The sequence below is a fragment of the uncultured Succinatimonas sp. genome, from assembly GCF_905203285.1.
Classification (GTDB): domain Bacteria; phylum Pseudomonadota; class Gammaproteobacteria; order Enterobacterales; family Succinivibrionaceae; genus Succinatimonas.
Genome location: NZ_CAJKVK010000026.1, coordinates 1 through 23883 on the forward strand (window position 1 = coordinate 1; position 23883 = coordinate 23883).

The 23883-nt window shown below is 41.5% G+C and carries 25 protein-coding genes; 12 read left to right on the forward strand and 13 right to left on the reverse strand.

Going from position 1 to position 23883, the window contains the following annotated elements; genetic code table 11:
- The 6 genes from tldD to ssb all read right to left on the reverse strand — a co-directional run.
- The coding region (tldD, locus tag QZ019_RS04200; protein WP_295482583.1) for a metalloprotease TldD at positions 1-1397 on the reverse strand (1397 nt) is incomplete at its 3' end.
- A gap of 2 nt (positions 1398-1399) precedes the next feature.
- Entirely contained in the window at positions 1400-1987 is a 588-nt protein-coding gene (locus QZ019_RS04205) for a nucleoside triphosphate pyrophosphatase (RefSeq protein ID WP_295482586.1), read from the reverse strand.
- Entirely contained in the window at positions 1987-2508 is a 522-nt protein-coding gene (gene mreD / locus QZ019_RS04210) for a rod shape-determining protein MreD (protein ID WP_294564356.1), read from the reverse strand. The genes QZ019_RS04205 and mreD overlap by 1 nt, the downstream gene beginning before the upstream one ends.
- Entirely contained in the window at positions 2501-3478 is a 978-nt protein-coding gene (gene mreC / locus QZ019_RS04215) for a rod shape-determining protein MreC (RefSeq protein WP_295482589.1), read from the reverse strand. The genes mreD and mreC overlap by 8 nt, the downstream gene beginning before the upstream one ends.
- Positions 3479-3503: 25 nt before the next feature.
- Positions 3504-4556 carry a rod shape-determining protein gene (locus QZ019_RS04220; RefSeq protein ID WP_294564350.1) on the reverse strand — a complete coding sequence of 351 codons (1053 nt, stop codon included), beginning with the start codon at positions 4554-4556 and terminating at the stop codon, positions 3504-3506.
- A 675-nt stretch (positions 4557-5231) separates the two neighbouring features.
- A complete protein-coding gene (gene ssb, locus QZ019_RS04225; protein ID WP_294564349.1) occupies positions 5232-5924 on the reverse strand; it encodes a single-stranded DNA-binding protein in 693 nt (230 codons plus the stop codon).
- 274 nt (positions 5925-6198) lie between these two features.
- On the opposite strand from ssb, the gene uvrA reads away from it, so the two are divergent.
- The gene (uvrA, locus tag QZ019_RS04230) at positions 6199-9039 is read left to right on the forward strand and encodes an excinuclease ABC subunit UvrA (RefSeq protein ID WP_295482591.1); all 2841 of its coding nucleotides are present in this window, start codon (positions 6199-6201) and stop codon (positions 9037-9039) included.
- An 18-nt stretch (positions 9040-9057) separates the two neighbouring features.
- A complete protein-coding gene (locus tag QZ019_RS04235) occupies positions 9058-9453 on the forward strand; it encodes a DUF2750 domain-containing protein (protein WP_294564344.1) in 396 nt (131 codons plus the stop codon).
- A 49-nt stretch (positions 9454-9502) separates the two neighbouring features.
- Here QZ019_RS04235 and QZ019_RS04240 read toward each other — a convergent pair whose 3' ends face one another.
- From QZ019_RS04240 to QZ019_RS04270, 7 genes are all read right to left on the reverse strand, one after another.
- The gene (locus QZ019_RS04240) at positions 9503-10498 is read right to left on the reverse strand and encodes a hypothetical protein (protein WP_295482594.1); all 996 of its coding nucleotides are present in this window, start codon (positions 10496-10498) and stop codon (positions 9503-9505) included.
- Between the two features lie 133 nt (positions 10499-10631).
- Entirely contained in the window at positions 10632-11630 is a 999-nt protein-coding gene (locus QZ019_RS04245; RefSeq protein ID WP_295482597.1) for a hypothetical protein, read from the reverse strand.
- A 26-nt stretch (positions 11631-11656) separates the two neighbouring features.
- Positions 11657-11836, reverse strand: coding sequence for a hypothetical protein (locus QZ019_RS04250; protein WP_295482600.1), 180 nt, complete (start codon positions 11834-11836; stop codon positions 11657-11659).
- 65 nt (positions 11837-11901) lie between these two features.
- A complete protein-coding gene (locus QZ019_RS04255) occupies positions 11902-12555 on the reverse strand; it encodes an ABC transporter substrate-binding protein (RefSeq protein ID WP_295482603.1) in 654 nt (217 codons plus the stop codon).
- 15 nt (positions 12556-12570) lie between these two features.
- Positions 12571-13062 (reverse strand): outer membrane lipid asymmetry maintenance protein MlaD, encoded by a 492-nt coding sequence (mlaD, locus tag QZ019_RS04260; protein ID WP_009142846.1) that lies wholly within the window; start codon positions 13060-13062, stop codon positions 12571-12573.
- A gap of 15 nt (positions 13063-13077) precedes the next feature.
- Positions 13078-13851 carry a lipid asymmetry maintenance ABC transporter permease subunit MlaE gene (gene mlaE / locus QZ019_RS04265; protein ID WP_294564328.1) on the reverse strand — a complete coding sequence of 258 codons (774 nt, stop codon included), beginning with the start codon at positions 13849-13851 and terminating at the stop codon, positions 13078-13080.
- Complete coding sequence (locus QZ019_RS04270) at positions 13851-14642, reverse strand: ATP-binding cassette domain-containing protein (RefSeq protein ID WP_295482607.1); 792 nt, start codon at positions 14640-14642, stop codon at positions 13851-13853. The genes mlaE and QZ019_RS04270 overlap by 1 nt, the downstream gene beginning before the upstream one ends.
- 317 nt (positions 14643-14959) lie before the next feature.
- Between QZ019_RS04270 and QZ019_RS04275 the strand changes: the two genes are divergently transcribed.
- From QZ019_RS04275 to QZ019_RS04320, 10 genes are all read left to right on the forward strand, one after another.
- Complete coding sequence (locus QZ019_RS04275; protein ID WP_295482610.1) at positions 14960-16909, forward strand: LTA synthase family protein; 1950 nt, start codon at positions 14960-14962, stop codon at positions 16907-16909.
- Positions 16910-17146: 237 nt separating this feature from the next.
- A complete protein-coding gene (locus QZ019_RS04280) occupies positions 17147-18115 on the forward strand; it encodes a KpsF/GutQ family sugar-phosphate isomerase (protein ID WP_295482613.1) in 969 nt (322 codons plus the stop codon).
- Positions 18112-18666, forward strand: coding sequence for an HAD family hydrolase (locus QZ019_RS04285; RefSeq protein ID WP_295482615.1), 555 nt, complete (start codon positions 18112-18114; stop codon positions 18664-18666). Before QZ019_RS04280 ends, QZ019_RS04285 begins: the two co-directional genes overlap by 4 nt.
- Positions 18666-19229, forward strand: coding sequence for an LPS export ABC transporter periplasmic protein LptC (lptC, locus tag QZ019_RS04290; RefSeq protein ID WP_295482617.1), 564 nt, complete (start codon positions 18666-18668; stop codon positions 19227-19229). Before QZ019_RS04285 ends, lptC begins: the two co-directional genes overlap by 1 nt.
- A complete protein-coding gene (gene lptA / locus QZ019_RS04295; RefSeq protein ID WP_294564316.1) occupies positions 19210-19731 on the forward strand; it encodes a lipopolysaccharide transport periplasmic protein LptA in 522 nt (173 codons plus the stop codon). Before lptC ends, lptA begins: the two co-directional genes overlap by 20 nt.
- A 3-nt stretch (positions 19732-19734) precedes the next feature.
- Positions 19735-20460, forward strand: coding sequence for an LPS export ABC transporter ATP-binding protein (gene lptB / locus QZ019_RS04300; RefSeq protein ID WP_294564313.1), 726 nt, complete (start codon positions 19735-19737; stop codon positions 20458-20460).
- A 224-nt stretch (positions 20461-20684) separates the two neighbouring features.
- Positions 20685-20972, forward strand: a complete 288-nt coding sequence (gene raiA, locus QZ019_RS04305; protein WP_294564310.1) for a ribosome-associated translation inhibitor RaiA — start codon at positions 20685-20687, stop codon at positions 20970-20972.
- An 89-nt stretch (positions 20973-21061) separates the two neighbouring features.
- Entirely contained in the window at positions 21062-21562 is a 501-nt protein-coding gene (locus QZ019_RS04310) for a PTS sugar transporter subunit IIA (RefSeq protein WP_294564307.1), read from the forward strand.
- 29 nt (positions 21563-21591) lie between these two features.
- Positions 21592-22467, forward strand: coding sequence for an RNase adapter RapZ (rapZ, locus tag QZ019_RS04315; protein ID WP_295482621.1), 876 nt, complete (start codon positions 21592-21594; stop codon positions 22465-22467).
- Between the two features lie 293 nt (positions 22468-22760).
- Positions 22761-23801 (forward strand): alcohol dehydrogenase catalytic domain-containing protein, encoded by a 1041-nt coding sequence (locus QZ019_RS04320; protein ID WP_294564304.1) that lies wholly within the window; start codon positions 22761-22763, stop codon positions 23799-23801.
- Positions 23802-23883 lie beyond the last annotated feature (82 nt).

Consider the following 23883-nt stretch of genomic DNA (forward strand, 5'->3'; position numbering starts at 1 on the left):
TGTCCGATACCGACTGCAACCGACTGTCCGCTCTTGCCGCAAGTGCCGATTCCGGCATCAAATTCCAAATCGTTTCCGACCATTGACACCAGATTCATGACTTCAGGACCGTTGCCGATTAAAGTGGCACCTTTTATCGGCACATCAATTTTGCCGTTTTTAATAAGATATGCTTCAGAGGTACTGAACACGAACTTCCCTGAGGTGATATCAACCTGGCCACCGCTAAAGTTAACCGCATAAATACCGTCTTTAACTGAAGAAATTATTTCATCTTTTGTGTAGTTTCCGGGCAGCATATAAGTATTGGTCATACGCGGCAGCGGCAAGCAGCTGTATGATTCACGCCGTCCGTTGCCGGTTGAGTGAACTCCCATCAGCATGGCATTCTGCCTATCCTGCATATAACCTTTTAGTATGCCGTTTTCAATTAAAACAGTATGCTGACTTACCGTGCCCTCATCATCACAACTTAAAGATCCGCGTCTATCCTGTATTGTCCCGTCATCAATAATGGTACAAGCAGAAGATGCAACCTTGGTTCCGACCTTATCGCTAAAAGCAGAGCTCTTCGTGCGGTTAAAATCACCTTCAAGTCCGTGACCTACTGCTTCATGAATCAAAACACCGGGCCATCCTGCACCCAAAACAACCGGCATGGTTCCGGCAGGAGCCGAAATTGCTTCCATGTTAATCGAAGCGGAGCGAACCGCTTCTTTAGCCAGAGATTCAACAACACCTTCTTTAATGAATCTATCAAAAAGATAAGCGCCACCCATTGACGCAAAGCCCTGCTCCATTCTTCCGTCAGAACCTGCCATAATAACCGTCACTGACAGCTGTGCAGTAGGTTTTATGTCACAAGCAAAAGTACCGTCGGTATTTACGACGATTTTATGACAATAAAGTCCGCCTAAACTTGCCATAACCTGTATTACACGTTTATCAAGTAAGCGTGCACATTTATCAAGTTTTTCCAAAAGCAAAACTTTTATCTCGCGAGGCAGACTGTCGATAGGATTTTCCTCGGTATACAAAGGCACAAAATTCTTTGGCGTTAAAATTTTGACTTTACCGCATTCATGTCCGCCGCTAATGCTGCGTGCCGCTTTACATGCTTCAATAAGTGAGGTTTTATCAATAATATCGGAGTAGGCAAATCCGGTTTTTTCGCCGAGAACGGCTCTTACGCCAACTCCTTTTGATATGTCATAAGATCCGCCTTTGACGATGCCTTCTTCCAAAAAGAAACTTTCAGTGACATTTTTTTCAAAATACATATCACCAAAATCAATCTTGCGCGATGCAAGTTCAGCTAATGCCTTGTCTAAAAAATTTTTGTCTATTTCAGCTGGATCAAGAAGCACTGATGATGCTTTAGTAAAAATATCCGACATAATTACATTAACGCCTTAACCGTTCTTGGAAAAATTGAAAAGCGCTCTAAAGCCTCACGGGTCTGACATGCAGGAAGCCCCACGACCGAACTTACCGAGCCGTTAACTTTTTCAATAAGCATTGCCGCAATTCCCTGCAAAGCATAAGATCCGGATTTATCGTCACTTTCACCTGAATCAACATAAATTCGTGCCAATTTTTCATCAAAAGAGGAAAAAGTAACATCTGTCACCGTGACAAATTCTTCCTTACCTTGAGGACCCACTATACAAACCGCGGTATAAACCTGATGCGTCTTACCTGAAAGCTTTAATATCATTTTAAGAGCATCGTCCCGATCCTGCGGTTTCCCTAGAATCTCATTACCGCAAACAACTATAGTGTCAGCGGCTAAAACCACGTTTTTAGGATAATTGGTAAACACCGCAAAAGCCTTATTATGAGCAAGACGTGCCACTAAATCATACGGTTTTTCTCCATCAAAAGGGCTTTCGTCAATTTCAGGAGAAACTATAGTAAACGCCAAACCCATGTTATTTAAAAAGTCGCGACGTCTTGGAGAAGACGAAGCCAAAATTAAGTCGTACATTAATCTTCCTGTTCCGCGCCGAACGGCACGACTGCAAATTTTTTACATAAATACTTAAGAAACAACGCAATAAACATCCATGCCACCGTAGTAGCAAGTGCCGTCCCTATAAAATTGACATGATAATTTCCGGCGCCTAAAAGATGTTCAAGCCAATATGCGGCAACGTGAGCAATAATATTTACCAAGCCGATGATTATTGCCTGCTGATAAATAACATAATTTGAAAATCGCTTAAACTGCGTACGAATAATAAACACCTGCGCTGCACAGATAAGGGCATTGATAGCCAACGGAGCGCCGGTAAGCAAATCCAAAATCAATCCGCAAATCCATGCAAGCCCCATATTGATTCTTTGGGGATCAAAAAAGGCAAAATAAATAAGCACTAACGCCAAAAAATCCGGACGAAACATTTCAATTTCGGCAGGAAAGTGCACTATTTCAAGAAATAATGCGATAAAAACTGAAAAACAGAACAATAAATAACTCGAATGTTTAGGAGCCTTTTTCTTATCCATTAAAAGCCTCCTTGTTCATGTCCGAATTTTTAGGATTAATCAAAGACAGTTTTTCAAGTGTTTTTCTTATCGACTCTCGTTTTAAAACATTCTTTGAATCGGTACGACTCTTAACAGGCAGCGTTCCTTGGGTATTTTCCTTAATAAGATCATCCTGAACCCAAAGCATCAGTACATAGCGAATGCGATCAAAATCAACTAAAGGCTCAGCTTTTACTAAAGCAAAAGCCGCAGATTTATCGCCGCCTACTTCAGTGACCACCGCAACCGGATATCCTGCAGGATAAACACCGCCCAAGCCTGAGGTAACAAGAACATCTCCTACCTTTATATCGGCATTACGCGGAACATTATCAATTGACAGAGAATCATGAATGCCAACACCCGATGCTATAGCTCTTATTTGAGTGCGTAAATTCATAACCGGAACAGAGCTTACCGAATCAATAAGCAGTAAAACCTGAGAACTTGCGTAATTTGCTGAAATTACCTGTCCGACTAAACCTTTTTCAGTAATAACCGGCATTCCGACGTATACCCCGGATCCGGTACCGCGATTTATCACAACTCGCTTTAAATACGGATCGATATTAACGTCAAGAACAATTCCAACCATACGCTTTGATGTTTCCTGTAAAGGAGTATTAAGCAGCTTGCGCATATGAGCATTTTCAAGCTCTAAAGATTTAAGGCGCAACAAATCAGCCCGCTGAGTATAAAGCTCACGGGCAAGCTGTTCGTTTTCACTTATCAAAGCTTCACGGCTTTTAAACTGCTCAGTTACCGCATCGGTTATCGAACGCGGAGAATCGGCAAAAACCATTACCGGATATAAAGCAGTCTCAAGATAATAACGAAAATCGCTCATCACCTTTAATTTGATATCAGAAAGCATTACCACTATTGATAACAAAAAGATGAGAGCGAAACGAAAAATGTACCAGCCGTTTGAAATTTCAGGCTTATTCAAAACGCAACCTCAGAAAAAAGATCTTTTAGTCAAAGACCTCACTTTCTCTTGCATCGTACATTTCAAGAGCGCGACCGCCGCCGCGGGCTACGCAAGTTAACGGATCATCAGCAACAACTACCGGAATTCCCGTTTCTTCACGAATAAGCTTATCAATATTGTTCAAAAGAGCGCCGCCGCCAGACAGCATCATGCCGCGTTCTGCAATATCTGCAGCAAGTTCAGGAGGAGTTCTCTCCAAAGCAACACGTACGGCACTGATAATGCCTTTTATCGGATCGGACAAAGCCTCAAGCACTTCGTTGGAGTTCAATGTGAAAGAGCGGGGAACTCCTTCAACCACAGAGCGGCCGCGAACTTCAATCTCTTTCATCTCCTGCTCTGCATAAGCAGATCCGATTTCAATCTTGATTTTTTCCGCGGTAGATTCACCTATTTCATAGCGCTTGGTATTGCGCACATAGTTAATGATTGCCTGATCAAAGCGATCACCGCCGATACGCACTGAGTTTGAATAAACAATACCGTTCAATGAAATAATAGCGACTTCAGTAGTACCGCCGCCGATATCAATGATCATGGATCCTGATGCTTCGGAAACAGGCAAACCGGCACCGATTGCAGCGGCCATCGGTTCAGTAATTAAAAATACTTCGCTGGCACCTGCACCCTCAACAGACTCGCGAATTGCACGTCTTTCAACTTGAGTGGCACCGCAAGGCACGCATACTAAAACTCTCGGTGAAGGTTTAAACGGAAAGAAACGCGAACCTGCCAAAACTTTATCGATAAAGTACTGCAGCATTTTTTCCGTATATTGGAAATCGGCGATTACGCCGTCTTTCATCGGACGGATTACTTCAATATTCTCAGGATTACGTCCGAGCATTACTTTAGCGGCTTTACCGACGGCATCAACTTTACGCTGAGCACCACCGTTTCTATCGAGTCTTACCGCAACGACTGACGGCTCATTTAAAACGATGCCTTTATCTTTTATATAAACAAGGGTATTTGCCGTTCCCAAATCTATCGACAAATCATTGGAAAACAAGCCGCGCAATTTTCTAAATAACATTATTCGGCACCAACACTTTGAAAAATCAAATAAAAATTTTTAAAATTAATATAATCTTAAAATAAAAAGTATACCATAAGAGTATTTTCACCGTAGCCTATATTACGTAAAAAGCTCTAAATCAAGTGAGAAACAAATTACGCAACAAACCGCATAACATTAACAAAAAATCTTGATTCAAAAAGTTAACTCAAAACTCTCTAAAATTTAACAATTATCCAGATTTCTTAATCTCCTCAGGAATACGAAACGTAATAGTAACTGATGACATTTTTATCTCCTTTTTCTTTCAGTAAGACAACCATATTGCCTAAGACTTTTCTTTATTTAAAAATCGTGTTAAAAATCAATGCAATACAATGAAATACGGATGCCACATATCGGCTGAAGACATAGCACATTCAGAGAAAACAAAAATACACTCTTATAATTGCAAGTTAAGCACATGTAATGATTACACTGCCGGTATTAACAGATATTTTCTGCGGCTACAAACAATATATTGAAAGTGAGAACTCACACGCTAAAAGTATTTGACTAAAGGCAAGAGATATTTGAGTTTTTTACTTAGTAAAAAAAAACAAAATCCCCATTAACACAAATCAAAGCGCTAATTAAAAACTTCAGCTCCGCTTTGATCCTCTGGGGATTTTGCAGACAAGGTAATAATGTTAATTAAAACGGAATGTCGTCATTATTGCCGAAATCATTATTAACCGGAGGTTCACCTGCTACATTGCGCTGAGGGTTCTGAGCATTATCCTCATCGCGCATATTATATTTTGCACCGGCGTCCATATCGTCATCAGGCATAGATGACATGCCGTTATCCATGCTGTCGTATGCACCAACCTGGCTCTGACCGTACGGAGACTGCATAGGAGTTTGAGCATATCCGGTTTGCGGCTGAGTCATGATAGGCTGAGAGGCATTGCCGTATACGTTCTGGTTGGGCTGACCGTAAACGCTGTTGCCTTGGTTAAAGCGCGGATTGCGGTAAGAATTACCCTGCGGCAAAGAAGAAGATTGTGCTCTTGAACCTAAAATCTGCATCTCATCTGCAACAATCTCGGTCACGCTGCGTTTTTGTCCCTGCTTATCCATAAATGAACGGGTACGCAGTTTACCCTCAACATAAATCTGAGATCCTTTATGTAAGTACTGCTTAGCGATATCTGCAAGCTTGCCCCACATTACTACGCGATGCCATTCTGCATATTCCGTTGTTTCACCGGTATCAATATTGCGACGTACTTCGTTGGTTACCATTGAAATATTCGTGACGCTGCAACCGCTATGTGTAGTGCGGCATAAAGGCTCATCACCTAAATTACCGATTAAAATTACTTTATTGACTCCACGTGCCATATAAAAACCCTTTTATGGACTGATGTGTTTTAAAATTTTATGTCGTATCGTGCGTTTCATTAATAAGTGGCATCCGGCAAAGATGTACTTACATCTGAGACTTAACTATCATATCAGAGAATACCGGGCTTTTTCTTAACTTTACTTTGACAAACAAAGAAAAATTTAGATGCCTGACTTATACTTAACCAGAAAAATTATCATTTCAGATAAAAAATAAGCGCAATTAACCTAAAATCGCGCTCTAATAATATTAATCTTACGTAAAATCGATATGGATAACATTATCGTTCGCGGTGCCCGCACCCATAATTTAAAAAATATTTCACTGACCATTCCGCGTGACAAGCTGTGCGTCATAACGGGCCTTTCAGGTTCAGGAAAATCATCTTTAGCTTTTGACACCCTCTATGCAGAAGGCCAGCGGCGCTATGTCGAATCTCTTTCCGCTTATGCCCGCCAATTCCTACAACTTATGGATAAGCCTGACGTTGACTCAATCGACGGACTGTCACCTGCTATTTCCATTGAACAAAAATCAACCTCCCACAACCCGCGTTCAACCGTAGGTACTATTACTGAAATTCACGATTATCTGCGTCTTATGTGGGCTCGCGTCGGAATTGCGCGCTGCCCTGAACACGGCATTGAACTTAAAGCCCAAACCGTATCGCAGATGGTTGATCAGGTTCTATCCTTACCTGAAGGATCGCGTTATATGATCCTCTCTCCTGTTGTGCGCGGACGTAAAGGTGAATACAAACAATTATTTGCCGAGCTTGCGCGTGACGGCTTTATCCGTGCCCGTGTTGACGGAGAGGTATGCGACTTAACCGATCCTCCGGAACTGGCTTTGCACATAAAGCACAATATAGAAGTTATTATCGATCGCTTTAAAGTACGCGCAGATCTTAAGCAGCGGCTTGCCGAATCTTTTGAAACCGCACTTAAAACCTCTGACGGTTTGGCAATTTTGTCACCGATGGACGAACATGAAGAAAGTGCCGAGGTCATGTTCTCGTCCCGTTACTCTTGCCCTATTTGCGGCTACTCTATCCCGGAACTTGAACCGCGCAACTTTTCCTTTAATAATCCGCACGGAGCATGCCCTGACTGCGACGGTCTGGGCGTTCAAATGGAGTTTTCAGAAGAAAAAATAGTTCCTGATCCTAATAAGTCAATTTATGACGGAGCCATCATCGGTTGGGATCGCCGTTCTTTCTTTTACTACCGTCTTCTTGAATCCGTCGCCAAATATTACGGCATTGACATTAAAAAACCGTTTAAGGATTTAAGTAAAAAAGAACAAAAACTTTTCTTATACGGTACCGATGAACCTATAACCATGGAGTTCTCTACTTTCTCGGGAAGCAGAAAAGAAACGCGCTATCAGCCGTTTGAGGGTGTTATCCCCAACTATATACGCAGGATTCACGAGACGGAATCGGATCTGGTTAGAGACGAACTTGCAAAACTTATGACCTCCCACCCGTGCCGCAGCTGCCACGGCACGCGCCTTAAAAAAGAATACTGCAATGTGTTTGTTTCCGGCAAAACACTGCCTGAAATCAATGAAATGTCCATTGAAAAAGCCCGTGAGTTTTTCTTGAATATCAAGCTTTCAAAGCAGGAACATAGTATTGCCGACCGTATCTTGAAAGAAATCAATGACCGACTATCTTTTTTAATCAACGTGGGACTTGGATATCTGACATTATCGCGCTCCGCAGAAACACTGTCAGGCGGTGAAGCCCAGCGCATTCGTCTTGCAAGCCAGATAGGTGCAGGTCTTGTAGGCGTAATGTACATTCTTGACGAACCGAGCATCGGTCTGCATCAGCGCGACAACCAAAAACTTTTAGATGCTCTAAAGCACCTTAGGGATTTAGGCAATACCGTTCTTGTCGTAGAACATGATGAAGACGCAATCCGTTCTGCCGACTTCGTATTGGATATCGGTCCCGGTGCCGGTGTCCACGGAGGCACAGTTGTTGCAGCGGGAACGCCGCAAGAAATCATGGACAACAAAGCGTCGTTAACCGGTGACTATCTATCAGGGCGTAAAATAATTCCCATACCTAAAAAACGCGTAAAGCCGCAAAAAGATAAATTCTTAACTTTAAAAGGCTGTACGGGAAACAATCTTAAAAATGTCACTGCATCTTTTCCCTGCGGCTGCTTTGTTGTTGTAACCGGAGTTTCCGGTTCAGGAAAATCAACCTTAGTCAATGACACCTTGGTACGTATTGCCGAAAGACGCTTAAACGGCGTCACCGCAAATGATAACCCTGCTCCGTTTAAGGAAATCACGGGGCTTGAGAATTTTGACAAGATAATCTGTATTGACCAAAGCCCAATAGGAAGAACGCCGCGATCAAATCCTGCGACCTATGTCGGACTGTTCCAAGGCATACGCGATCTTTTTGCCATGACTCCCGAGGCCCGCGCCCGCGGTTATACACCCGGCCGTTTTTCATTTAATGTCAAAGGTGGGCGCTGTGAAGCCTGTCAAGGTGACGGTACCATCAAGGTAGAAATGCACTTTTTACCTGACATCTTCGTACAATGCGAAGAATGCCACGGAAAACGCTATAACCGTGAAACTTTGGAAATCACTTATAAAGGTAAAAACATTTCCGATGTCCTGAACATGACGATTGAAGAAGCGCTTAATTTCTTCTCATCAGTACCGCAGATTGCCCGCAAGCTTCAAACCCTTATGGATGTAGGTCTTTCTTATATTACATTAGGACAAGCCGCAACCACTTTCTCAGGCGGTGAAGCCCAGCGCATCAAGCTCTCAAAAGAGCTGTCACGCCGTTCTACAGGAAAAACTCTTTATGTCCTTGACGAGCCAACGACCGGACTGCATTTCCATGACGTAAAACAGCTTTTGGATGTACTTTTAAAACTGCGTGATGAAGGCAATACCGTAGTAGTAATTGAACATAACCTTGACGTTATAAAAACTGCCGATTGGCTTATCGACTTGGGGCCTGAAGGCGGCGCCGGCGGCGGAACGGTTATTACTGCAGGAACACCTGAAGATGTGGCAAAATGTAAAGAATCATTCACGGGACAATTTTTAAAACCTATTTTAAAAAGAGGTTTTTAAGCCTAAAAAGGAGATTTTATGTACGAACTTACCGATAAAGAACACGATGCCGTACTGCAATTAAATGACGAGTACCGTGAAGCTCATTTTAAGCAGAAAGTTCAAAGTCAGCAGGGTCTTTACATCCTGTTAGGAGAAGAAGGACCTTTTATGCTTTCCGATCTTGAAGAAGATGAAAATAAGGAAAAAAGCACCGTTTTACCGGTCTGGTGCCACGAAAAATATGCTGAAGATTATGCTGCCATGAATAACCTTTCCGGAGTAAAGCCCCAGTTCATTACCGCCAAAGCTTGGAATGAATATTGGGTAAAAGCATTAGAAGAGGCTCAAGTTCTCCTCGGATTTATGCCGTTTAACGATAATTTTAACGTCGGAGATGTTTCCTCAATCGACCCTGAAAATGTCGCCGGTTAAGAGGAAAAACATTAATTAAAACGCTAAAGCACCAAATGGTGCTTTAGTTTTACTCCTGATACGGTTCAAGCCCCTCTTTGGCTCTTTTCTCGTTCCATCTGGTGCGATACCACATCTGAAAACCGTTTACTATGTTTTGCCATAACACGTAAGTCCCGGGGGAAATCGCAGCAGCAGGTGATAAATAAGTAAATGCTGTCCAGACTCCAAAAACCATGTTCTTTTGCCCAAATCCCTGACCTGCGGTAACACGCTGTCCTTCCTGATGTCCTACAAGCTTGCCTACCGCAAATTGAACCGCACAGCTTATAAGTCCTGCAAACGCGAGCATAATAAGCATAAAACCGCTTTCATCGGAATTTACAACGCAGCGCAATGCTTCTCCCGTAACTGAAACTAAAGTAATGCCCCACAGATAAAAAGCCAAATCTTTGCATTTGCTTACGATAAAGTGATGCAGTCTTCTTACAAAATAGCGTACGAACAATCCTAAAAACAACGGCAACACAATCATCGGGAAAACCCGCGGCACGATAATTGAAAACTCATGCCAAAAAGTCTCGCCGTTATCGCTTATAAGCGGAAATAAAAGTGGAATTAAAATCGCCGACAAAACATTTGACATCAGCATATAAGAAGTAAGAGATGATTCGTTTCCTCCTAATTTTCCGCCGATAACCGCTGCAGCTGCTGCGGTCGGGGTTATAACGCAAACTAAAAAACCTTCAAGCGGTAAAGCAAACGCGGCCTCAGGAAAAGAACGGATAATAAACGTGCATGCTACGCAAATAACAGTTTGTAAGGCTATCAAATAAAAATGCCAGCGATGCGGCTTCATCTGCTTTACTTCAACCTTACAAAATGAAACAAACAGCATCGTAAAAATAAGCCACGGAATCGCTTTATCCAAAGTTACGGCGACAAATGGCTTTAAAGGAGATAAAAACGATAAAAAATGAAAAGCACTGTAAATAATGCACCCTGTGACGATAGCAAGAGGCAATAGATAAGTACGAACAGCTCTAATAACAATTTCTTTATTCATGACGATAACGCGGCACGCATTTTATTGATGCTTTATTCTGAAAATTCATTTTCAGTGCATTTTAAGACTCTTACTTTTAAGAAAAAATTATTTGCTGGAAATTTTCGCTTTGCACCAAAAGAGAACGTAACCTTCATTCCTGATAAGGAGATTTCCCCTGTTTTTGCAAACGGTCATTCCACTTGTCACGATACCATAATTGATAACTGTTAACTAAATTCTGCCATAACACGTAACATCCGGGAGAAATAGCGGCAGTAGGTGCCAAATACGAGAGCGCGACCCATACGCCGAAGACCATATTTTTTTGTCCGAATGCCTGTCCTGCTGAAATACGCTGTCCTGCAATATGACCTACAAACTTGCCGATACAAAATTGAATCAAACAAACTATTAAGCTGACTAAAGCCAAAAAGAGTAAAAAGCTTCCTTCTTCTTTTGAATTTACTATGCTGCGCAAAACTTCGCCCGTAATGGTGATAGTAGTTGTTGCCCAAATGTAAAAAGCTAAATTTTTACATTTTGTAACAATAAAATGATGAAATTTCGGAACGTAGTATTTAACTGCAAGAGCCGTAACGAACGGCATCACGATCATCGGAAAAACCCGCGGCAGAATCTGCAGAAAATCTTCAATAAAACCTGCGTCATTATTAGTAATAAAAGGGAACAAAAACGGAATAAGGACAGCCGATGCCATATTGGACATGATCATATAAGAAGTAAGGGATGATTCGTTACCTCCGAGCTTTCCGGTAATAACGGCTGCAGCCGCAGCTGTCGGAATAATCACGCACACAAGAACGCCTTCAAGCGTATAAACAACCGCCTCACTTGAAGTCGTCCTTATTATTAGAATAAAAACAACGCTTAAAACCAACTGTATAACAAGCAGCGCCGCATGCCATTTGCGCGGTCGCATCTCTTTTACATCAACCTTGCAAAACGACACGAACAGCATGATAAAAATAAGCCACGGCACGACATACTCAAGGCCTAAATTGACATACGGCTTTAACGGCGCTAAAAAGCTTAGATAATGAAAGGCCGCATACACGATGCAGCCTATACATATAGCAATTGCTAAAAGCCATGCCTGCAGCTTTTTAACGAGTTTGTCCCGATCAATCATATGCCTGACGCAAATTGCGCAATCCTTTACTTTTGCACGTCAAACAAATCCTGAAGACGGAATGTCTTAATAAGCTGCAAAGCGTTTTCCGGCGCATTTTTAATAATAAGCTTATTATTCTTTTGATGTTTCGCCCACTGTACTAAAAACGCAATTCCTGCGGAATCCACAGAAGCATCCTGCGCAAACATAACGGAATCCGACATAAACAGTTCCTCTCGTTCTTTCCAAAGATTAGGAACCGTTTTGACCGTCAATTTTTGCAAAACATTCATTTTGCCTGGCCTATAGGAGCAGTGTTTAATGATGCATTATGTTCTTTTAAAAGCTCGGTAACACCGGCAACTCCTTTAGTACGAATAAGAGGAGTTAACTCCGACTGCTTTGCCGACAGCATACTGATGCCTTCTGCTACCATGTCAAAAGCTTTCCACTCACCGGTTTTACTGTTTTTTCTTAATTTGAACACCACCTCAAGATCCTGCTTTTGCGGTTCACGAATAAGAAATTTAGTGGAAACCATCGTTTCTTTTGCGCCTACTTTTTCATAAGCAGGGGAAACAAGTTCCTGATTATTATATTTACCAAGAGCATCGGCATAAGTTGCGACTATATACTCGCCGAAAGCTTCGGTAAAAGCGCTGCGCTCTTCTTTAGTGGCGTTCTTGGCATATTGGCCCATTACTGAATAAGCGGCATAAGCTGTATCAACATACGGCATCAAATCCTCACGGATAAGCTGTTTTCTAAAAGCCACGTCACTTAACTTATCTTTATTGGCTTTAAGATCACTAAAAGTTTTCTGCGCCACGACATCAACCATCTTATAAGGGTCGGTCATATCAATCGCTGCAGATGCGTTAAAAGAAAATAAAGTCAAACCGACTGCTGCAGCGCTTAACAAGGTTTTAAAAAAGTTTTTCATAAAAACCCCTCTTAATTATTGAGCGTTTGCCTCATCACCTACGGATGAATTGTATAAAAACTTAGCGATAAGATCTTCAAGTACTACCGCCGACTTGGTGTTATTGATGTAATCACCGTCTTGTAAATATGTAGTACCCAAATCTTCATCATAAAATCCCGGAGTTATTCCGATGTACTGTTCACCGATAATTCCGGCAGTTAAAATCGAAGCCTGCGACTCACTTGAAAGTTCTTTATATTCAGAATTAATCGCTATATCAACAACCGGAACCAGATCTTTTTCATCAAGCGAAATAGCCTCAACTCTACCTATCAGCACGCCGCCTATGCGTACCGGTGCTCTTAATTTAAGCGAACCGATATTGTCAAACTTAGCGTGCACGGTATATGTGCTTGATGAGCTGTCAAGAACCAAACCCGCCACCTTAAGCGACATAATCACTGCCGCGGCAATGCCCAGCACCATAAACAGGCCGACTAAAAATTCAACTTTGCTAAATTTCATAAACTTTCCTATTTATTAAAACATCAGTGCCGTAAGCACGAAATCCAATCCCAAAACAGCAAGGGATGACTGCACTACAGTCGCGGTAGTGGCATTAGAAATGCCGGATGACGTAGGAGTACAGTCATAACCGTTAAATAACGCAATCCAGGTACAGACAATGGCAAAAACAATTGCTTTTACCACCATGCAGCCGATATCTTCCACTAAATCAACACTTGACTGCATACCTGACCAATAAATGCCGTCATCAAGCCCAAGCCAGTCAACACCCACAAGCTTACCGCCGTAAATACCGACGAGACAGAACATAATGGATAAAAGTGGCATGGAAATAGCGCCCGCCCAAAATCGCGGCGAAATAATTCTGCGCAAAGGATCAACTGCCATCATTTCCATTGACGACAACTGTTCACTGGCTTTTAATTGCCCGATCTCAGCAGTAAGGGCGGATCCGGCACGGCCTGCGTATAAAAGAGCGGTAACCACAGGACCTAATTCACGAATAATGGCAAGTGCCACCAGTGTTCCTAAAGATCCGGTTGCCATGAAATCTTTTAGAATATTAAAGCCCTGAAGGCCTAAGACCATACCTATAAAAAGGCCAGACACGAGAATAATGATTACCGACTGCACTCCCACAAAATAAATTTGCGAAATCAAAAGCGGAAAATGCTTTTTAAAATCAGGCTTACCGATAAGTGCATGATAAAGCATAATGGTCGAGCGCCCGAGCGAAGTTACTTTTTTAATCGCGTAACGGCCTAATGAACTTACAAATTCAAGCATTAAAGATCCTCCAAATAGGATTTTTCGCATTGCATGCGAAAAGCGTAAGGACCGTCATACAATCCGTTAATAAACTGGACGATTCTCGGATCTTTACTTTGCCGCACTTCATCAGGTGTTCCCTTGCCGATGACATTACCGTCAGCAAGAATATATACGTAATGAGCGATTTCCAACACTTCTTTCACATCATGGGTAACAATAAGCGAAGTAATTCCCAAGGATGAATTCAAATCTGAAATAAGCTTAACCAATACGCCCATGGTTATCGGATCCTGACCTACAAAAGGTTCGTCGTACATAATAAGATCAGGATCAAGAGCAATCGACCTTGCCAGTGCCGCACGTCTTGCCATACCTCCCGACAACTCGGACGGCATAAGTTGTGCCGCGCCGCGCAAACCGACAGCCTCAAGCTTCATCGTAACCAAATCATGAATAAGCTCTTCAGAAAGCTTGGTGTGCTCTCGAAGCGGAAAAGCCGCATTCTCATATACGGTCATGTCGGTAAAAAGAGCACCGCTTTGAAACAGCATACTCATTCTTTTTCGCAGTTCATACAAATCAGAACGCTTAAGCTTATGCACGTTGATCCCGTCAAACAAAACTTCACCGCGTTCAGGATAAAGCTGCGCACCGATTAACCTTAATAATGTGGTTTTTCCCGTACCCGACGGACCTAATATCGCCGTAATTTTACCGCGCGGAATATCCATGCTTAGATTTTTATAAATAGCCCGCCCGCCGTAAGAAAAATCCAAATCTTTTATTTTGATTAAATTATCATCCAACTTAAATAATTCCTTGCAAGGCTTAAATCAAATTTACTTTGAAAATATAAAACAAAACCTAGCCAAAGCTTAGCCGAAAACAGACTAATTGTATCTAAATTTTCTTAACATCCGACACTAAGTTTCAAATACGAATTTTCCTTAATGTAACCTTCAAAAAAACAAATCTTGTTTTCATGAAGTTACATACATTTTTTGTAAAAACGTCAATAAATTTTCTCAAAAGTGTCTTTTATTATCTAAAAGAGAAAACCTTTTAACAACTATAAAGAATAAAAGCCGTCAAGGAGTTACACAACAATTAATTGAGGCGTTTTATGACTTCACGCTTAAAACTTCACTGCGGACTTATGCCTTTATGTCTGTTTATTGTCGTTACATTAATATTTTTAACTTTATCGCGCATATGTCTTATGCTGTGGGTATCATCAAGCGTCCCCACTGATTCCATCCTCTATATTCTACTGCAGGGCGTTAGGGTCGATTTTGCTTCGGTCTGCGGTCTTTACGCTCCTGCATTCTTATTTTTACTTCTTTGCTCGCTCATCCGCTTTAAGCACAGCTCCGTCATTTTAATTATAAAAATCTATCTTACCTTAGGACTCGTCTTTTTCGTTATCAACGAAGCGGCTACTTATCCGTTCATCCTTGAATACGGAGTACGCCCCAATCATCTTTATGTCCAATATTTAATCTACCCAAAAGAAGTTATAAGTACTTTATGGAACGGACATAAAGTTGCGGTTTTTTCCGCATTAATTCTTTTACCCGCAACTTTATTTGCAGGCTTCAAACTTGCTTCTTTATTGTTTAAAAACTATGTTTTTGCTTCATTTAAAACTACGGCAATTTCTTTTATAGCCGTTTTACTGATCCTGCCTTTAGGGGTACGCTCAACCTTAGGACACCGTCCGCTCAATCCCGCTCTAATAAGTTTCTGTAACGATCCTTTAGCAAACTCATTGCCTTTGAACTCTTCCTACTCCATAGCCTATGCCTTCGCCCATTTAAATCAGGGAAAACTCTCTTCAAGTGATATTTACGCTTTTGACAGTAAAGAAAACGTTATTGCCGAAGGTATGAATTTTTCCGTAAAAACTTTACCTAAGACAGTCGATCCTAAATGTCCTCTTGATCAGGTAATAACCTCACCTTTGCATCAAAAATACAATGTCGTAATTATCTTAGAAGAATCTTTAGGCGCAGACTTCGTTAAAAGTCTTGGAGGCCTTAATCTTACTCCGAACCTTGAACGCCTGAAAAACGAAGGATGGTGGTTTTCTCATTTATACGCAGCAGGGCACCGCTCGATAAGAGGCATTGAAGCCGTAACCGCCAGTTTTCCTCCAAGCCCTTTAGACAGCATCGTAAAACTTCCGAGAAAAGTGAATTCATATGCGACGTTAAGCAGAATTTACGAGAAAAACGGTTACAAAACCTCTTTTATTTACGGAGGTGAAAGCCATTTTGACAATATGCGCAATTATTTCCTGGAAAACGGTACTCAAGAAATAATTGATCAAAATGATTATCAAAATCCATCTTTCGTAGCCTCTTGGGGCGTAAGCGATGAAGATCTGTTTTTAAGAGCCCACAACACCTACACTGATTTACAACAGCAAGGAGAAAAATTTTTCTCGGTGGTATTTACAAGCTCTTTTCACGATCCTTTTGAAATTCCTAAAGGAAAAGTCACCCTGCCCCAATCAATTCAAACCGATGAACCCGATCGCCTTAAAGCCGTCATGTACGCCGATTATGCTTTAGGTGAATTTTTCAAACTGGTTAAAAATTCTAATTACAAAAACAACACTGTTTTTCTTATCATCGCCGATCATGAAAGCAGAGTCAGGGGAGAAGGCGCTTTCCCCTTCAGCAAATTTTCCATCCCCGCTCTTATTTTAGGACCCAATATTTCTGTTCGTAATGACGACAGAGTTGTAAGCCAAATCGATATGGCTCCTACTTTATTGTCGCTGTCGGGAATTTCAGGAGAATTTCCTTTAATCGGACAAAATCTAAATCAGGACAGGATAAAAGAACGGGCTCTGATGCAGTTTAACCAAATATTCGGCTATCTTGAAAACGAAAAACTCGTAACATTAGAACCTCAAGGCAAAGCTGCTTTCTTTAAAGTTGGCGAGAATAACTCCTTAAGTGAGACAAAAGCCGATGCCGCCATGCTGAAAAAAGCCGTTGCTCTTGAAAACCTAGGTCCTCTTGTATACGCACAGGGATATATGGCCGATGTCTGCATCAAACCGTAAACTGCCAAACTAATATGCTTGTACTAAAAGCATTTTCCCGTTTTTAAATAGCCAAAATCACCTTTGGCTATTTTTCTTTACCATCCTGATGTAATTCGCAATTAAGTCAGGTAACTGCCATGTGCCATTCATCCCCCTAAAAAGGATAGGGACTTCTTGCATATATTGTTAAAAATTTTTCTTTTGCTGTAAGATCAAAGAGCAATTATTCATAACCATAAGAGAAAAAATCCGTCAATGATAAAAGAAACCTGTATCAATGCCGGCAAACGCGTTTTGCAGGACGAAGCCCATGCTCTTCTAGCATTAGTTCCCACCATCGGAGACAATTTTGAAAAAGCCTGCCGCTTACTTTTAAGCTGCAAAGGGAAAGTGGTTTTAACCGGCGTAGGCAAATCAGGTCACATCGCAACCAAAACAGCCTCTACATTAGCCAGTACCGGAACTCCGGCTTTTTTCGTGCAGGCAGGTGAAGCCGCCCACGGCGATCTCGGCATGATCGGAAATGATGATGTGGTTATTGCCATATCAAACTCCGGTGAAGGATCAGAGCTTAAAATCATGATCCCGATTTTAAAGCGCCGCGGAATTCCTCTTATTGCCATTACCGGGGAAGTAAATTCTTCTTTAGGAAAAGAAGCCGATATCACTTTATCAGCTCACGTAGAAAAAGAAGCCTGTCCGTTAAATTTAGCCCCGACCTCAAGTTCTACTGCAGAACTTGCCTTAGGTGATGCCCTTGCCATTGCCCTGCTTGAAGCACGCGGCTTTACCGAACATGACTTTGCTTTATCCCATCCGGGAGGGGCTTTGGGCCGCCGTCTTTTGGTTCGCTGCAAAGACTTGATGCACACGGAAGCAGCCATGCCGAAAGTAAAAGATGACATTTCAATTAAAGACGCACTGTTTGAAATGTCCAAAAAATCTCAGGGCATTGTCACTATCGTAGATAATGACGGAAAACTAGCGGGAGTCTATACCGACGGTGATTTACGCCGTACCTTAAATAAAGGCGTCGATCTTAACAAATGCATCAGTACAGTGATGACACGTAAATGTACTACAATAAAGGCAGAAACTTTAGCCGCTCAAGCCGTGGTTTTAATGCAAAATAAAAAGATAACCGCCATGGTTGTGGTTGATGAAGATAACCGCCCTATCGGAACCTTTAATATTCAAGATTTATTACGCGCAGGTATCGTATGATGGAAAAAATTGACACTTGCTACGGCCCGATTGATGCAGCCATTTTTGAAAAACTCAAAAACATCGAACTAATCATTTTTGATGTCGACGGAACTTTGACTGATGCCGGCGTTTATCTTAACGCAAAAGACGGTGAGTATAAAAAATTCAATACCAAAGACGGTCTTGGCATCATGAACCTGCTTAAGTCAGGTCTTAAAGCCGCTGTTATTACCGGCAGAACATCTCCTCTTACAGTTCGTCGCATGAAAGAAGTCCATATTGATTACATTTTGCAAGGACAGCTTGATAAGGGACCTGCCCTTGATAAATTATGTGCAGATTTCAATCTTACCGAAGATAAAATCGCCGTAATAGGTGACGATCTCAACGATTTACCGTTATTTCAAAGAGTAGGATTCTCCGCCTGCCCGCAAAATGCGCATCCTTATATGCAGAAAATCGCATCTATCATTTTACATCGCGACGGCGGTCACGGAGCAGGGCGCGAACTTTGCGATTTGTTAATGATGGCACACGGTTTACTTAACACAGACGGTGGTCCTAAATAATGAGTGTAACTTCACGTTCACTGATTTTATCTTTTATCCTTATAGTATGTGCTTTCGTACTGTACAGGATATCTTCTAACGCAGATAAACCGTCAAACAACGACATTCTTAACGAATATCCGACGTTTACTGCTGTAAATTTTGATGCCGACAGCTTTGATGAACAAGGTCTTTTGGCTTATTCATTTAAAGCAGATGACGTTATTTATTACAAAAAGCAGGATTTGCTTAATTTTTCAAATCCCTTGGGCATCTATTACAATCACCAAAAATCAGGCGTAGAGCCCTGGCAAATTACCGCAAATGTCGGCTCTATGGTTTTAAACAAAGAGGTAGAGCTTGACGGTAATGTGGTAATCGTTCCGCTTTTTGCCGACCCGCCAATTACTGAATTTACTACCGGCTACATGCATTTTGATATGATTAAAAACGTGATTACGGCACCGGGGAAAGTCAATATCAAAGGAACTAACTTTACCAATACCGGAAGCAACTTAGTAGGAAATATTACTACCAAAGAATGCACTATTTCAGGAGATCCTCATGCGCACTACATTCCTTAAACTGTCAGTCGCCGCTGTAATGCTGTTTGGCTCTGTCTATACGGTTTTTGCTCTTGAAAGTGATTACAGCAAGCCCATCAACGTTCTTTCAGTTGAGCAGTTTGCCGATCTTAAAGCCAATAAAGTCATTTTCAGCGGCAATGTGGTGGCAACTCAGGGTACCATGAAGATTACTGCCGACAAAGTTGAAATTACCCGCGACGATGACGGCAAGCTCAAAATGGTAACAGCTTACGGATCTCCCACCACTTTTGAACAAATGATGGAAAACGGCAAACCTATCCACTCAAGAAGCGCTACCATTAATTATGAACCGAATAAAAACCTCATCGTTTTAACCGGCAAAGCAACCGTCTGGCAGGGCGAGTCCCGCATGGTCGGTGAACGCATTGAATATAATGTCAAAACCCAGACAATGCGTGCCAACAATAAAACCAAGAGTCAGGGCGGGCGCGTATCCAGCACTTTCATTCCGTCAGATTTTCAGCAGCAGAAGAAATAGTTTATGTACGAGTTAAAAGCTTCACATTTACGTAAAACTTATAAAAAACGCGTCGTTGTCAATGACGTAAGCATCTCGGTACAAAGCGGTTCGATTGTCGGTCTGCTCGGACCTAACGGAGCCGGAAAAACCACTTCCTTTTATATGATTGTCGGTATCATTACCACTGAAAACGGTTCCGTCACTTTAAATAATGTTGATATAACCGACATGCCGATGCATTTGCGCGCTCGCGCAGGCCTTGGTTATCTGCCTCAGGAAAACTCTATTTTCAGAAAACTCACCGTACAGGAAAACATTATGGGAGTTTTAGAATTAATTAAAGGATTAACCCCTGGGGAAAGACAGCAAAGAGCTGACGAGCTTATGGAAGAACTTAGTATTTCAAGTCTGCGCAATAACGTAGGTATGAGTCTTTCCGGCGGTGAAAGGCGCCGCGTGGAAATAGCCCGCGCATTGGCGGCAAACCCTAAGTTTATTCTGCTTGATGAGCCGTTTGCCGGTGTTGACCCGATTTCCGTATCTGAAATTAAAAGCATCATCACTCATTTAAAAGACCGCGGAATCGGAATTCTTATTACCGATCACAATGTCCGCGAAACTTTGGATGTTTGTGAAAAAGCTTACATAGTAAGCTCGGGAGAAATCATTGCTCAAGGTACTGCAGCAGAAATCCTTGCCAATGAAAAAGTAAAAAACGTCTATCTTGGCGAAAGTTTTACTCTTTAATTTTAAAGGCGGTTTTAGTTTTGTACTAAAACCGCTTCCATGCCTAAAAAGCTTCTTAAATCTTCCAAAAAACGTGCTCTATCTTGCAAAAATCAATTTGCAATTGACTAATTTTGATCATCTGTTTATTAATTTTTCGTAAAAGCTCTATTATAAAAGTGTGAACACAATAAAGTGTCCATATAGAGCTATCCAACACCAAGATTGGATTAAGGAAGATAAATATGCAAATAAACATCCAAGGCGTCGGAATTAAAGTTACTGAAGCTTTAAATGATTTTGTTGTCGACAAATTCAAAAAGCTGGAGCGTAAAGCAGATTTAATCAACAGTATTACTGTAACTTTGGCAGTTAATAAACTTGATCAGATTGCCAAAGCTGATATCGCCGTAAACGGCGGAAATATTCACGCAGAGGCTACCGATGAAAGCATGTACTCGGCAGTTGATGCATTAATTGATAAAGTTGACAGACAGATTGTTAAATATAAAGAAAAAGTTAAAAACGACTGATTAATTCACGGCCCTGCAAATGCAGGGCTTTATTTTTCCTGCCTTAGCACTATACAATGAAGTAAAAGTTTTCTTTTACGTAAATAATTATGTTGGACTCTTTTGAATTTCTTCCCGATACTTTGATTTTGTCGCCTTTAAGCTGCTTTAGTAAAAAGCGTTTATTTGAGGATGTGGCAGATCAAGCGGCTTTCATTATTAAAACGCATGCCATTGATATCAACATGCTGTTAAACGATCGGGAAAAGTGCGGTTCCACAGCTTTGGATAACGGGGTTGCCATTCCTCATATTCAAATGAATAAAATTGAAAAGACTTTCGGAATTCTGAGTATTTTGCAAAACAAAGTCTTTTTTAATGACGTAGATACCGATTTAGAAGATGCTGACATTGTCTATACCTTCTTTTTCAGTCAACAAGACGATCCTAAAGATGCGGAAATCTTTTTAAAAAACATTTGTGAAATTTTTGAAAATGAAGATTTGTGCGTTTCGTTGCGCAGAGCAAAAAACGAACCTGATACAATTTCCACTTTACTAAAAAAGATTGATCTGCAGTTAGGTGAACTTCAGCAGCACGCAAAAGATTAAAAGGATTTTTTATGCCGGCCAATATTGATATTGATCTTGTAATAATCTCTGGTCGCTCCGGATCAGGGAAAACCGTTGCTTTAAGAGTACTTGAAGACTTAGGTTATTACTGCATTGACAATCTGCCGGTTATGTTTCTTCCCGAGCTCGTTGCCGTAGCTAAAAACCGTTACCCAAAACTTGCCGTTTCCATTGATATCCGCAACATGCCTGATAATATCCAGAGCTTTGAAGATATGTATGAAACGCTTAGGGAAAATAAAAAAATAAAAACAACCCTAATTTATGTCGACGCAGAAGAATCTGTTTTGATTAAGCGCTACAGTGAAACAAGACGACTTCACCCTCTGTCAAAACGTAAATTATCTCTTGATGAAGCAATCGTACTTGAAGGCTCTTTGCTTGAAGATATCGCATCCCTTGCAGATTTGCGCATTGACACCTCATCACTATCCATTCACGATCTTGCGGCGCAAATAACCATCTTAATCAACGGACGTCCGGAAAAGAAGCTGGTCATTGTTTTTGAGTCTTTCGGCTTTAAAAACGGTATCGCAAAAGATGCGGATTTTATCTTTGATTCAAGATTTCTGCCCAATCCATTTTGGGATCCGTCTTTACGCAACAAAACCGGACTTGACGTAGAAGTTGCAAATTTTTTTGAAAAGTATCCGCAAGTTAATCTTTATATAAATCAAATCGATGAAATGTTAACCGGATGGCTTGGCGCCATTGAAAAAAGCAACAGAAGCTATTTAACCGTAGCTATCGGCTGCACCGGCGGCTGTCATCGCAGCGTTTTCATTGCCCAATCTTTATACGAGCGATTTGAACAACGCGGATTATTAACGAAAGTCCGTCACAGATCACTTGAAGCATTAAAAAACAGCGTCAAAAAAAGCTAATATCTTACATACAAGATTACCGAATTTTTCATAAATAAACATCCTGGAAGATAGATTTTTATCATAAATATGAGCAAAAATAGCTATTATTCTTACATACCAGTTTTGTTAGTTGAAAACAACAACTAACATACTAGTATTATAAGTTGAAAACAGCATTCCAATCAGAAATTAGATCTATATTACAAATTTTTGTTATTTAAAAAAAAATACGAAAACTCTCTCTTTTTATATGTAAAATTACATCCAGCAATTCACTTTTTATATCAACTAAACATAAATCAGGAATTATCATGAAAGCTTGTGTCTTACATAAAAAGGGTGATATTCGTTACGAAGATATTCCGGCACCGGAAATCAAAGATCCGCATGAGGTCAAAGTTAAGATGCTCGCTGCCGGTATTTGCGGCTCCGATCAGCATTACTACACCGAAGGCGGTATCGGCACTGCAATCGTAGTCCGTGAACCTATCGTTATCGGACACGAAGGCTGCGGTGTTGTCGAAGAAGTCGGCTCTGCCGTTACCGGAATCAAAGCCGGCGATATGGTCGTTATGCGTCCTGCCCGTCCTTGCTTCCACTGCTACTACTGCGAACACCACATGTACACCTACTGTGAGAACATGCAGCACTTAGGCTCTGCAGCATTATTCCCTCACACCCAGGGCTTATTTGCCGAAGAAATCGTAGTTCATGAAGTTCAGTGCCGCGTTGTTAAGAACATGAAGCCTGAAGTAGGTGCTTTTGCCGAACCGCTGGGCATTGCTTATAACGGCGTTCACAAAGCCGGCGATATCATGGGCAAAAACCTTTTGGTTATGGGTGCAGGTCCTATCGGATGCTTATGCGCCGCTGCCGCTAAGGCATGCGGTGCCGATCGCGTAACCGTAGTTGATATTCGTAATAAACCTTTGGATATCGCTCTTGAAATGGGTGCTGACTTTGTCTGCAACTCAAAAGAAAACCCTGAGCAAATCGAAAAGTGGTGCGAACACAAAGGTGCTTTTGATACCGTCATTGAAGCCACCGGCAACGGCTTTGCCGCTGTTCAGGCCATGAAGATGCTCCGTCCTGAAGGTGTATTCTCACAGGTCGGCATGTACGGCTTAGGCCACGAGCCTAAAGACTTAGGCGCTTTCACCACCAAGGGCATCAAGTGGAACTCCGTATTCCGCTTCTATGATGAGTTCGGTCCTTGCGTTAACGCTTTGGAGCGCGGCTTAGTCAATCCGCTTCCGTTGTTGTCAGCTTCCTTCCCGGCATCTGAAATCAACGAAGCAATGCAGGCAGCATTGTCTCCTGAGACCGCAAAAGTTCAGATCCGTTTTGATTAATAAACCGATTTAATCATTTGCATAAAGCCTGAACTCTGCTCTTTTTTGTATATCTATCAGCAGAGTTCATAATCAAAGCCTT